Annotated in this window: 13 protein-coding genes; 6 read left to right on the top strand and 7 right to left on the bottom strand. The window is 38.9% G+C overall.

The window, feature by feature from the left end; genetic code table 11:
- The first annotated feature begins 7 nt into the window (after nucleotides 1–7).
- From leuD to leuB, 3 genes are all read left to right on the top strand, one after another.
- A complete protein-coding gene (leuD, locus tag AOLE_RS17360) occupies nucleotides 8–655 on the top strand; it encodes a 3-isopropylmalate dehydratase small subunit (RefSeq protein WP_003654711.1) in 648 nt (215 codons plus the stop codon).
- Between the two features lie 112 nt (nucleotides 656–767).
- Complete coding sequence (locus AOLE_RS17355; protein ID WP_005302052.1) at nucleotides 768–1,352, top strand: hypothetical protein; 585 nt, start codon at nucleotides 768–770, stop codon at nucleotides 1,350–1,352.
- Between the two features lie 38 nt (nucleotides 1,353–1,390).
- Nucleotides 1,391–2,470: a 3-isopropylmalate dehydrogenase gene (gene leuB / locus AOLE_RS17350; RefSeq protein WP_004640985.1), complete on the top strand. Its 1,080-nt coding sequence runs from the start codon at nucleotides 1,391–1,393 to the stop codon at nucleotides 2,468–2,470.
- 56 nt (nucleotides 2,471–2,526) lie between these two features.
- On the opposite strand, the gene AOLE_RS17345 is transcribed toward leuB, so the two are convergent.
- On the bottom strand, nucleotides 2,527–2,934 hold the full coding sequence (locus AOLE_RS17345) for a hypothetical protein (protein ID WP_013199026.1): 408 nt from the start codon (nucleotides 2,932–2,934) through the stop codon (nucleotides 2,527–2,529).
- Between the two features lie 174 nt (nucleotides 2,935–3,108).
- Between AOLE_RS17345 and AOLE_RS17340 the strand changes: the two genes are divergently transcribed.
- Nucleotides 3,109–3,480 carry a lysozyme inhibitor LprI family protein gene (locus tag AOLE_RS17340; RefSeq protein ID WP_013199025.1) on the top strand — a complete coding sequence of 124 codons (372 nt, stop codon included), beginning with the start codon at nucleotides 3,109–3,111 and terminating at the stop codon, nucleotides 3,478–3,480.
- 51 nt (nucleotides 3,481–3,531) lie between these two features.
- Here AOLE_RS17340 and infA read toward each other — a convergent pair whose 3' ends face one another.
- Nucleotides 3,532–3,753, bottom strand: coding sequence for a translation initiation factor IF-1 (infA, locus tag AOLE_RS17335; protein ID WP_001284370.1), 222 nt, complete (start codon nucleotides 3,751–3,753; stop codon nucleotides 3,532–3,534).
- Between the two features lie 263 nt (nucleotides 3,754–4,016).
- Between infA and AOLE_RS17330 the strand changes: the two genes are divergently transcribed.
- Nucleotides 4,017–5,027 (top strand): AraC family transcriptional regulator, encoded by a 1,011-nt coding sequence (locus AOLE_RS17330; RefSeq protein WP_023274328.1) that lies wholly within the window; start codon nucleotides 4,017–4,019, stop codon nucleotides 5,025–5,027.
- A gap of 23 nt (nucleotides 5,028–5,050) precedes the next feature.
- On the opposite strand, the gene truA is transcribed toward AOLE_RS17330, so the two are convergent.
- The 5 genes from truA to asd all read right to left on the bottom strand — a co-directional run bounded on the left by truA (nucleotide 5,051) and on the right by asd (nucleotide 10,881).
- On the bottom strand, nucleotides 5,051–5,848 hold the full coding sequence (gene truA / locus AOLE_RS17325) for a tRNA pseudouridine(38-40) synthase TruA (RefSeq protein ID WP_013199023.1): 798 nt from the start codon (nucleotides 5,846–5,848) through the stop codon (nucleotides 5,051–5,053).
- Nucleotides 5,849–5,862: 14 nt separating this feature from the next.
- Entirely contained in the window at nucleotides 5,863–6,834 is a 972-nt protein-coding gene (locus AOLE_RS17320; RefSeq protein WP_013199022.1) for an asparaginase, read from the bottom strand.
- A 55-nt stretch (nucleotides 6,835–6,889) separates the two neighbouring features.
- Nucleotides 6,890–8,206 (bottom strand): hypothetical protein, encoded by a 1,317-nt coding sequence (locus tag AOLE_RS17315; protein WP_013199021.1) that lies wholly within the window; start codon nucleotides 8,204–8,206, stop codon nucleotides 6,890–6,892.
- Nucleotides 8,207–8,264: 58 nt separating this feature from the next.
- Nucleotides 8,265–9,614 carry a type IV pilus assembly protein FimV gene (locus AOLE_RS17310; RefSeq protein ID WP_013199020.1) on the bottom strand — a complete coding sequence of 450 codons (1,350 nt, stop codon included), beginning with the start codon at nucleotides 9,612–9,614 and terminating at the stop codon, nucleotides 8,265–8,267.
- 148 nt (nucleotides 9,615–9,762) lie between these two features.
- A complete protein-coding gene (gene asd / locus AOLE_RS17305; RefSeq protein WP_004794839.1) occupies nucleotides 9,763–10,881 on the bottom strand; it encodes an aspartate-semialdehyde dehydrogenase in 1,119 nt (372 codons plus the stop codon).
- Nucleotides 10,882–11,068: 187 nt separating this feature from the next.
- On the opposite strand from asd, the gene AOLE_RS17300 reads away from it, so the two are divergent.
- A complete protein-coding gene (locus AOLE_RS17300) occupies nucleotides 11,069–12,178 on the top strand; it encodes an endonuclease/exonuclease/phosphatase family protein (RefSeq protein ID WP_013199019.1) in 1,110 nt (369 codons plus the stop codon).
- Nucleotides 12,179–12,795 lie beyond the last annotated feature (617 nt).

Raw genomic sequence — 12,795 nt, 5'->3', positions numbered from 1 at the left:
GCAAACCATGAAAGCTTATACAGTTGAACAAGGTATCGTTGCACCATTAGATCGTGCCAATGTTGATACAGATTTAATTATTCCAAAACAGTTTTTGAAATCAATCAAACGTACTGGTTTTGGCGATAACTTATTTGATGAACTTCGTTATTTAGATGAAGGTTATCCGGGGCAAGATAACTCGGTACGTCCCAAAAATCCGGATTTCGTTTTGAACCAACCACGTTATCAAGGCGCAAATGTTTTAATTGCTCGTACTAACTTTGGTTGTGGTTCAAGCCGTGAGCATGCGCCTTGGGCATTAAATGAATACGGTTTCCGTACTGTTATTGCCCCAAGCTTTGCTGATATTTTCTTTAATAACTGTTTTAAAAATGGCATGTTACCTGTCATTTTGTCAGAAGAAATTGTTGATCAGCTATTTAAAGAATGTGCTGCTAATGAAGGATATCAATTAACAATTGATTTAGCTGCTCAGGAAGTACGCACGCCAACAGGTGAAGCTTTTAAATTTGAAGTTGACCCATTCCGCAAGCATTGCTTGTTAAATGGCTTGGATGATATTGGTTTAACCCTTCAAAATGCCGATGCAATTCGTGCTTATGAAGAAAAAACTAAACAAGTTCGTCCTTGGGTATTCCAAGAGTTAAATTAACCTTTTGGTACATTTTAAACATAGCCATGGCGTAGTGTTCAAACTCTTGCTAACATGCTAAAGCATAAAAACACCTTAAAATTATGCACTAGATGAGGATTGGGCTTGAACAATGAAGAGGAACGTTACTCATAGCTTTTTGTTGAGCCTGTGCGCAATAACACTCAGTGCTTGTCAGAGCACGTACAATGTAGTGGATACTGTCCGTATTAAGCAGGCTGAACAAGAAAATTTGGGGCAGAATGCAGCAATATATTGTTCGGGCGCGAAGAGTTGTGAATTTGAACGACTAAATGATATTACTGTAGTGGATGCGCAAACACGACGAATTAGTAATCAGGCAATTCATCAAGGAATTGTAAGATTGCATGGTTCAGTGCTTGGTCAAACCAACAGTTTATATTTATCTGTGCCCGCTAAACAATATGAAGTGGTGATCCGTTTCTATCCGATTTCTCCAGATCGGGCAGAAACATTTCATGTGATTCACCAGTTTAATGCCAACCATCGCTATACTTTTAAAATGTACCGAGACAAATCTAACCGTTCGGGTAGTTTGCTCAATGTTTCTGTACCAGATCCATTATGTGTCGATTTAGATCAGGATGGGCGTGTAATTCGCCGTTTTTGTCGACCATTTGATGTAACAACAGGGCTAGGCGAGTTCCTTGAACAGAAAAAACTAACACCGCGGTAAATATAACGCTGCTTGTTTTTGGAAAATGGAAAAAGTTCATGTCTAAACAGATTTTAATTTTAGCTGGTGATGGTATTGGTCCTGAAATTGTTGGGGCAGCAGAAAAAGTATTAAATACAGTAAATGAAAAATTTAATTTATCTTTGACTTGGGAACATGGTCTATTGGGCGGCGCAGCAATTGATGCGCATGGTGAACCGTATCCAGCTGTAACGAGTGAACAAGCAAAAAAAGCTGATGCAATTTTATTAGGTGCGGTAGGCGGACCAAAATGGGATGCGATTGAGCGCTCTATTCGTCCTGAACGTGGTCTTTTAAAAATTCGTAGTGAACTTAACTTGTTTGCTAACTTGCGCCCAGCGATTTTATATCCGCAATTAGCAGATGCTTCTAGCTTAAAACCTGAAATTGTTGCTGGCTTAGATATTTTAATTGTTCGTGAATTGACTGGTGGTATCTATTTCGGTCAGCCACGTGGTATTCGTGAACTCGAAAACGGCGAAAAACAAGGCTATAACACAGACGTTTATTCTGAAAGCGAAATTAAGCGTATAGCAAAAGTAGCTTTTGAACTTGCAGGGTTACGTGGTGGTAAAGTTTGTTCGGTCGATAAAGCCAACGTTTTAGAAGTTACAGAACTTTGGAAGCAAACAGTTACTGATTTACAGCAAGCAAGTTATTCAAACATTCAGCTTTCACATATGTATGTCGACAATGCTGCAATGCAACTTGTACGTGCGCCTAAACAGTTTGACGTGATCGTAACGGGTAACTTATTTGGTGATATCTTATCTGATGAAGCCGCAATGCTTACAGGTTCAATCGGTATGTTGCCATCTGCATCGTTAGATGAAAATGGTAAAGGTATGTATGAGCCTTGTCATGGTTCTGCACCTGACATCGCGGGCCAAAATGTGGCTAACCCATTAGCAACGATTCTTTCTGTTGCAATGATGCTTCGCTATACTTTCCGCGAAGAAGCTGCTGCAAAAGCAATTGAAGATGCTGTAGGTCAAGTACTTGATCAAGGCTTGCGTACAGCAGATATTATGTCTGAAGGCATGACAAAAGTTGGTACAGCTGAGATGGGTGAGGCAGTTGTCGCTGCTCTTGCTTAATCGCTACTTTACTAAAAAAACGCAGCCTAATCGCTGCGTTTTTTTGTGCCTATATTTTAGCAGGCTTTACCTTCATATTGAATAGACTGGGCAATATCATTCTTCAGCTGGAAAATAACTTTGCAGTTGAAATTTAAATCGTAAGAATTACCACCCAGATTACCTGATTGTATAGCGACAGAATTACCTCTCATGTCGACATTAGTCACCATCGGGATTGGAATGTTTAATGGCCGTAAAATCGTATAGATGAGTTGATTGGATGTTTTCTGTGGAGTATTTGTGACTTGAAAACCAAGACTTCGTAGATTGATATCTTGCCGAATGGTGTTCGATGATTTGCCCAGAAAGCCCTTTAAGTATTCTTGTAAATCTATTGATTGGCGTGGATGGCTAGTACAAGCGCTCATATTCATGACGATTAAACAAAGTAGGCCAATTTTACATCGGGTAGCTGTATTCATTTTTATCTCAATAAAAAATTATATTTATTATTAAAGAACAATAGGTTGGATTTGAATGCTTGTAAAGTAAAAAAGGAAGATTATGATAAATAGAAGGTAAATTTGTCTTGCGATTTATCATTACATTCAAATCGTTTTAATAATAATTTCATAGAAAACTTAAGGAATAAAAGTATGAAAAAAATAGTTTTGGCTTTTTTATGCAGCTTTGGAATGACTGCGGTCTATGCAGATAACTGTGATAGTGCCCGAAATACTTACGATGATATTTACTGTACAAATAAAATTTATGCGAGTGCTGATGCAGATCTGAACAAGAACTATCAAGCATTGCGCGTAAAATTAAATATGGCGCAAAAAAATATTCTTAAAAAATCTCAACTCGCGTGGATACGTCAACGTGATGCAGATTGTACAGATTCAAATAGGAATAGCGTAGACGTGCAATGTCGTTTACAGACAACGCAAGAAAGAAACCATTGGCTGCAAGAAAGACTGCGTGAATGCCAAACGGTAGGATGTAAAGCCAGTCGCTTAAGTGAATAAACAACGCAATAAAAAAGCCACATCATAAAGTGGCTTTTTTGCATTCACTAATTAGCGAGCACGGTACGTAATACGACCTTTAGTGAGGTCATATGGAGTCATTTCGACTTTTACACTGTCGCCAGTAAGAATACGAATATAGTGTTTACGCATTTTACCAGAAATGTGTGCAATAACTTCGTGACCGTTTTCAAGACGTACACGGAACATCGTATTAGGAAGCGTTTCGGTGACAACGCCTTCGAACTCAATGAGTTCCTCTTTATTGGCCATAGCCTACCTGATGATCAAATTGGAAAGGCGCAAATTATAGTCAATTTATTTAAAAAAAACAAGATAGACATCCTTTTGCTAAAGCATCTGGTTAAAGTATGACTAATAAAAAAAGATGTAATTTTTTTCATAAAAGAAGAGTAATTCTGTTGTCAGTTTGGTCAATCAACGCTAATCTAAAATCATAGTTATTAGGGACTGTTAATTGCGTAAAGGTCAACAGCCCTAAATATCAATGAAGTATCTACATGGAAGGGCACTGCGTGGGTCAGCTAACAGATGCATCAGTTGTATTACGCTTTGGCTATCAAGCGATTCGTCGTGCGGGTTTGCCAACAGAAGAAATATTAACCAAAGCGGGAGTTGCTTTAAATCAGGTTGATACAAATGCACGTACACCGTTAAGTGCACAGTACGCCTTTTGGACTGCCGCTCAGGAAGTCAGTAAAGATCCAGATATCGGTCTGCATTTAGGCGAGCATTTGCCTTTGTACCGTGGTCAGGTCATTGAACATCTATTTATTAGTAGTGAAACTTTTGGTGAAGGTTTAAAACGGGCCTTGGCTTATCAGCGACTCATTAGTGATGCTTTTGATGCAAAACTAGTCATTGAGGAAGGGCGTTGTTATTTAACCAATGGTGAGCAAATTGGTGCTGATAATCTTGTTAATCGTCACTTCTCTGAATGTGCAATTTCAGGCATCCTTAGATTTTTTAAATTTATTACCGAAGGGCAATTTCATCCCATCTTCATCGATTTTAATTTTAGCGAAGGTGCTTCTGAGGATGAATATTTCCGAGTGTATGGCTGCCCAGTCAGTTTAGGTCAGAAAGAGACACGTTTATATTTTGATCCAGCTATTCTAGATTTTCAGCTTTGGCAAGCAGAGCCTGAGTTATTGCAGTTGCATGAACAGCTCGCGATTGAAAAACTACAGGAATTGGCTCGTTATGATTTAGTGGGTGAAGTTCGTCGCGCAATTGGTTCAACGTTGGAAAGTGGAGAAACAACCTTAGAAACGGTTGCAGCTCAGTTGAATATTACTCCACGTCGCTTACGTACTCAGCTAAGCGAAGCCAATACTAGTTTTCAGCAAATTCTGTCAGATTATCGTTGTCGATTAGCTAAAAAACTTTTGGCAAATACCAACGAGAGTGTTGAGCGTATTGTGTATTTAACTGGCTTCTCTGAACCGAGTACGTTTTACCGCGCATTTAAGCGTTGGACGAATGAGACACCGGTTGAGTACCGTAAGCGTAAACAACACCGGTAGAAACATACAGCATTGGGCTAAGCTTACTCAGGTAAGTTTAGCCAATGTGGCCCAAGTGGTGGCTGTGGCAAATCAAACTGCTCAGGATAATTACACTGAATAAAATAAAGACCGTCGGGTGGGGCTGTTACTCCTGCCGCTTTACGATCCTGTGCAGCAAACATTGTATCGATATGATCAATTTCATACATACCTTGACCAATTTCAAGTAAGCATCCAACAATGTTGCGAACCATATGGTGTAAAAAACCATCTGCTTCAATATCTAAAACCAAATAGCGCCCGTGTTCAAATAAACGGCAATGTTTTACATGTCGAACAGGTTGATTTGATTGGCACGCTGCTGCACGGAAGCTTTCAAAGTTATGAGTGCCTTCAAATTTACTTGCCGCTTCAATCATCTTTTTCACATCTAACTTTTGGTAAATGTGAGTAACCTGTTTATGCAGGAGTGCAGGGCGATGTGGCGTGTTATATATAATGTAGCGGTAACGTCGAGCAGTTGCTTTAAAGCGGGCATGAAAACTTTCATCCATCAGCTTAATCCACTGAATGGAAATATCTTTAGGCAGCTGACTATTTGCCCCTCTTAACCACCCTGTCTCTGGACGAATGGCATGAGTATCGAAGTGTGCCACCATATTTGTCGCATGTACTCCTGCATCGGTACGACCAGCACCATGGAGTGCTATAGGTTCATTTGCGACTTTGCTAAGCACACGTTCAATAGTTTCTTGTACGCTGGCAACGCCTGGCTGTTGTGTTTGCCAACCTCGATATTGAACTCCGCTAAATTCAATACCGACTGCATAACGTTGCATGGCTTTACCTCTATTTAATGCAAATTTTCGTTCCAATGGCTGAACCATTGTTCTGGGGTTGAGTATTTTAAATAGATTTGAAGTGCTTTTGCATAGAGATCTGCGTGACTATGCGCATCATTAATGACAATTTTTGCAGTTTTGGCCCAAGCACTAATTGCATAACGTTGGTCAATACCACCAAACGTCACCTGTGTCGTCAAGATTGGAACACAACCATGAGCATACAGTTCATCTAAGGTTGCCAATAATTCAGGGTTTACTGCGATATTGCCTGTACCAAAGCCTTGTAACACCAAGAAGTGTGGTGGGGCAGGAAGTAAATGACGTAACTGCTGCACCAAGTGCTGTGTTGCAATAGGTTGCATCATCCAGTTTAAAATTTGGAATGAAGCAGCTTTTTCAATTTGAACATCTTGTACGATCAATTCATTTTGCTGAGGCTTAAACTCAACTTCACTACTTAAACCTGAAAATGCATCGAGTTCAGTCGTATGCGTTTTTAATGCAGTTTGTGCATGGAATACTTGATGATGGAATGCAAGATACGCACCTACAGGTAGGGCAATCACTTGTTCTAATGCAAGATATAAGTTCTCAATTGCATCAGTAAATTCACGAGTATTATCACCCTGAACATTGAGTAACGGGTATTGGCTACCAGTAATCACAATATGACAGCTTTGGCCTAAAAAGCGAGCTAGGGTTGCAGCAGCATAACTAAGAGTATCTGTACCATGAATAACGACGAAGTGCTGATAACCTTCGAGTTGGAGCTGTTGTATACGTTGAATAAGACTTAGCCAATCGGGCGCTGTACAAGCGCTGCTATCTACAATATTTGGGGCAGCAAAACAGTCAACCGTTAAGTGGGGGGGTATAACTTTTTTAAGTTGAGGCAAGAATTGGTCATATGGCATAGGTGCTAAAGGTTCACCTACACAGCCAAAAGTACCACCCATATAAAATAAGGCAATTTTTTTCATCTTTTTCAGGCACAAAAGCAGTCATCTTTGACTGCTTATGGTAAAACGATCGGCCTTAAGAAGCTATGCGATTTAGTAGATTTTTCGCGCGTTGTTGTTGCTCTGTGTTGAATTTTTGCTCATTACTTGCCAACAACGCATGTGCTGCTGGGTAAGCACCTAATTTGATGTATTGTTCTGCAAGTTGTAAGTCGAGTTCATTTTCATCTAACTGTTTTAATTCTGGAAATGCGTCTAGAAGTGGATCCTCTATTTGAGTTTGAGTCGCCTCTTCATTGACTGTCTCTATATGGTTTTGAGTTTCAATCTCTGGTGTTGTAACTAACGCTGGCTCATCTAACGAAAACTCAAGAGGCGCGATTGAAGTTGCTTCTAATGGCGCTTGTTCTACGAGTGTAAGTTCATCTAATGATGGAGCTTGTTCAACAGATTTGGTCTCTGAACTTGAAGGATTTAAGTCAAGGTTAAAATCTAATGCATTGACGCTACTCTCTTGATCTGCTTTTACCTCTAGTGCTTGAGTTTTTTCCTCAGTTTCATGCAGAGGTGCCAAGTCAAAAGAAAACTCTAAATCAGCTAGCTCATTTGTTTCCTGAGATGACGATACTTCTGGTACTTGCTGAGATGTTGATACTTCTGGTTCATGTACAGGTTGGCTGTTAGTTTCGGTAGCAGCGGTTTTTTCGAGTGAAAAGTTAAATTCTAAAGGTTTAACTTCAACAGCAGGTTCTTGTTTTACCGGTGTATAGTCTTTCCGCAAGTCATCAAAAGAAGCTTCAGAAGAACTTGTTGTTAACTGATCAAACTGAGCTGTAGTGTCTGGTGTATTTTTTGGTTCTTCATATGTTTGAGCTTGAGGAAAATCGATGGCATCAGATTGGCTAGATGACTCATGTTCTGTTTTTCGTAATGTCTCATATTCTTTTTGTCGAGCTTCTGCTTGAGTCACTATTTCATTTAATGCCAAGCTACGAATATGGCTAATCAGTTGTGTTATAGCAAACTCATCTTTTTGTGCAATATGAACTTCAAGTAATAATAAATAAAGAGCATGCTGAGTATTGTCTTTTTTTAACGCCTGATTGACTTGAGCTTCAGCAGCTGAATATTGCTTTTCTTGAATGAGCTGTTGAATTTTTTGACGTACAGCTTCTGGAACAGGAGTGTTTTGTGGAACAGGTGGAAGAGTGTCTTCTACTACATTTACTTTGCTTTTTTCACGCGAGCTTTTACTCGATTTAGAGTTCGCTTTTTTATTGGTTTTTTTGTTTACCGTTTTAGGAGAAGTGGCCTCTTGTTTCTGGCTATTCTCGCGTTTTTTTAAAATAACAGCGACCACGAGTAATATGATGAACGGAATTACATATAACATTACTTTCCCCTTAAAAATAAATATTTGCAATATAAAGCGAGCTAACTCTGGTTTTAACTTAATGTTTTTGTTTGTGAGTTTGTTGCTGTGCTTGTAACTGCTGTTGTAACTCTGCCAAACGAGCATTCAAAAGCTGAATACGTTGGTCTTTTAAACGTAAAGTTTGATTTAGTTTGGTTACATTCCTTTGTAATGTAACGTTTTTTTCTCTTTTTGTCATAACTTTTACTGCTAACTCAGTATTGTTTTGACTTTGTTGTGTGCTCTTTTTAGCACTTCCATGTGTAGAATTTTGGCTGTTTTCAGCCACGATACTCATTTCTGCTTGTTGCAATCGGTATTTAGCTTGGCCAGAAGATGATTTTGCAGTATGTGTTATTTCAGTTTTTGATTTATTTTGCTGAGTTTTAGCGACAGGAGGGTGTGTGAGTTTTAGAGAAATTCCCTGACGCAAACGGTTTACATCACCTTGAATAAAAGCATGCTGGTTTTGTTTTTGGATATCATGCATGACCTTTGCAACTGGCTGTTTGGTTTTCGCTGCAATACGATTAGCAATACTCCATAAAGACTCATTATGTTGTACTACATATTTACCTGAAGTTACTGGTCCTTTAGATGGACTTAGGGTTTGTTTCTTTGCAGTATTTTGATTGAGATTTTTGGATGGAGCAGTCTTCTTTTGTCCTGCTAAATTTTTAACTGTTGTCTTTGGCGAAGTATGGGCATTTGACTTAGTGATAGTAGGTTTGGTTTGTGCCTGATCGGGCGCCGTACCTGTTACAACTTGTTGAGTTGCTAGAGCTGAAGCGTTTTCACTAAGTGAGGGAGTTGAATTCGTATTTAATGCAGAGGCAGTGCCAGAGCTGATATTAAGATTTTGTTCACTATTAGAGTTTGTTGTAGTTGGGGTCGAAGTTGATAAAGCATATTGGGTGCTTTCTGGCAGATTTAATGCAATATCCTTCTCGTTAACAACAAACTGAGGAGATAAAGTACTTTCGTTATTTTCAGTCTTTTTTATCGGAGAAGGTTTAATTACAGTTTTAATATGCTGTAAACGCGTTGCAGAACCTTCACTGATTTTCACAACAATATTGAGCTCAGGATCATTAACAGGTCGGGATGAGGTAATCACAATAACCCCAGAACCTTGACCATTTTGGCGTGTATAAAAATTAAGATTTCCTGGAGGCTGATGAGTTACACCCAAAGCGCTTAAATCTTCAGGAGTCGCTAAACTCACTTGTAATGTAGCGTTGGGGTCAGCTTGTTGGAAATTCATTTCTGCATATAACAAATCCCCGGGCGCAGACTGAATTTGTATAGGGTCTAATGTAATCGCATAAAGAGAAGGCGAAGACATAATGGTGAAAATGGCAATTTTTAATTTGTTATAAACAGTCATCTCAATCCATGACCTAATAAGTCGTAAAGTCGTTCAAAATTATACAATAATGAAATGTAAATAAATTGTAAAATTTTTACAAACCAGTTACGAAAAAGCCGATCTAATGTGATCGGCTTTTCGTTTTGACTGAATAATTCAGACCAAATTATGAGCTCTTGTATTCTACTAAGATACGTAACATGCGACGTAAAGGTTCAGCAGCACCCCAAAGTAACTGATCACCTACTGTGAATGCGCCTAAATATTCTTTACCCATATTAAGTTTGCGCAAACGGCCAACAGGTACAGTTAAGGTGCCAGTTACAGCAACAGGTGTAAGGTCAGTCATAGACGCTTCACGAGTGTTTGGTACAACTTTCGCCCATTGGTTTGAAGTGCGAATCATATCTTCGATTTCATCAAGTGGAACATCTTTTTTCAACTTGATTGTCAGTGCTTGAGAGTGGCAACGCATCGCGCCAATACGGACACAGTGGCCATCGATCGGAACAATTTGTGAATTACCCAAGATCTTGTTGGTTTCAACCTGACCTTTCCACTCTTCTTTTGACTGACCGCTTTCGAGCTGTTTATCAATATAAGGAATCAATGATCCAGCTAATGGCACGCCAAAGTTAGCAGATGGGAAACCTTCGCCACGTTGTAACTCAGCAACTTGACGATCAATATCCAAAATTGCAGATTTAGGGTCATCTAACAATGTTTTGGTATTGTTATATAAGTAGCCCATACCAGTAATTAGCTCACGCATGTTTTGTGCGCCAGCGCCTGATGCTGCTTGATAAGTCATAGCAGTCATCCACTCCACCAAATTGTTTTGGAAAAGTGAACCTACACCCATCAACATAAGCGATACGGTACAGTTACCGCCTACGAAAGTTTTGGTGCCGTTAACCAAGCCGTCTTTAATAACGTTAAGGTTTACTGGGTCAAGAACGATGATCGCATCATCTGACATACGTAAAGTAGAGGCTGCATCAATCCAGTAGCCATCCCAACCAGTTGCTTTTAACTGTGGGAAAACTTCAGACGTATAGTCACCACCTTGACAGGTAATAATGACATCCATTTGCTTCAGACTATTAATGTCTGTAGCTTCCATAAGTGCTGGGGCAGTCTTACCACCAAATGAAGGAGCTTCACCACCTGCATTACTGGTAGAGAAATAAAATGGCTCAATATGAGCAAAATCATTCTCTTCAACCATACGTTGCATAAGGACGGAACCGACCATCCCGCGCCAACCGACCAGACCTACTTTCATGTCATTTTGCCTCGGTGCGTTAAAATTGTTAGGGGGAGTTGAGTGTATCAAAAGTGTCCACAACTGCAAGCGTTACAGAAACAAAACACCATGTTTATTGAGTAGAATATCTTGTTTATGTTACATACAAAATTGATAAAGATGACAAAAAACTTAAAAACCAAATCATCTTAAAAGAGAAAATTCAATGATTTATGTCGAAGTTCTAGCTGGTCTGGTGATTTGGTTAAGTTTCTGGTCACTTATTCCTCGTGATGAGTGGTGGTTTCGTGGCGCCGATTTTCCTCGTTTGCAGATTCTATTTGTTGGTCTATTAGCCTTTGTTGGTATGCTGTTTTGGCCTGGCGAATGGAATCTATGGCGTGAAATAGTGCTTGCTGTGCTTATGGCGGCCATCGCCTATCAGCTTAAAATGGTTTTGCCTTATACCTTGCTCTGGAGAAAACAGGTTAAACAGGTCAAATCATCCCAGTTAGACCAACAAAAGCAAATTTCATTAATTGTATCGAATGTTCTAACCCCAAATGATAAATATCATTTATTGCTTGAACAGATCAGGACATTAAAACCAGATTTGTTACTTACATTGGAAAGTGATAAGACTTGGGAAAATGCTTTAAAAGAAATTGAAGAAGATTATCCTTATCGCGTTCCCGTGCCTTTAGATAATTTATACGGCATGCATTTATATAGTCGATTATCTCTATCGAATACTGAAGTTAAATTTATTTTAAGTGATGAAATTCCATCTATTCATACTACTGTGACCTTACGATCTGGTATGCCAGTTCAACTCTATTGTTTACATCCGAAGCCACCGAGTCCAACCGAGGCGAAAGATTCGACTTTACGTGATGCAGAGCTTTTAATTGTTGGCGACCAGATTAAAGACTTAGATGAAAGCTGTATTGTGATGGGAGATTTAAATGATGTAGCGTGGTCACGAACTACGCGGTTGTTCCAGCGGATTAGTGGGCTACTTGACCCACGAGTTGGGCGACATTTTATTAATACTTTTCATGCAGATTATCCATTGCTGCGTTGGTCTTTAGATCATATTTTTCATAGTACGGATTTTGGTTTAGTTAAAATGCAGCGTTTACCACATATTGGATCTGATCATTTTCCTGTATATGTTGTTTTGCAGACTGGGCGAATATTTGAACATATTCAAGAGGAATTGGAACAAACTCAAACCGATGAAGAAGAGGCTCAAAGCGCCATACAAGAAGGGATTGCAAAGGCTGAAAAAGAAGAAAAAATTGTGACTGATAAAATTGCACAGCCTTATAAATAAAAAGAATATAAAAATTGATGTAAGCAATAACGTACAAAGATTTGAGTCTAGGGCGAATAGGCAGGGGGGGATAAAAACCTTATTCTACATTCATCGGCACACGGAAACGGGAATGGACTATCCCACGTAAGGATACACAAAGCTGATATGGAATAGCATCACGGATTAGATGTTGGAACGGAAACGATAAAAATAACGATTAACCTGAAAGCACAACCTCATTTACCCGAGTTTTGCAGGACGCAGAGCTCGGGTTAATATTTTATATATACCATATTTAATTTATCGTAAAAAAAGAAATATTTTTAAGTTAATCTTAATTTTAAAATCTATCTAATGATAGGTAAGCACTCATCTATATCTAAGTAATTTTTAATGAAAATAGATACAATTTTTTTTTCAGATAAGTTTCTGTTTTTATAGATTATTGATGAATAAATATGGGTTTTCATCTGTTTAGATATAAATTGGGGTTGTTTAATTAGCAAATCTCAATAGAATGTGCCGATCGTTGACATGTTGGATCGTCAACAGGCATTGTTGTTTATCTCGTCAGATCGGCGAGTTGTGATTTGTTTGTACATTTAAATTTCTGTTTGGAAATTACTGTACATATT

Source organism: Acinetobacter oleivorans DR1, assembly GCF_000196795.1.
Taxonomy (GTDB): Bacteria; Pseudomonadota; Gammaproteobacteria; order Pseudomonadales; family Moraxellaceae; genus Acinetobacter; species Acinetobacter oleivorans.
This window is presented reverse-complemented; position numbering and strand designations above follow the sequence as displayed.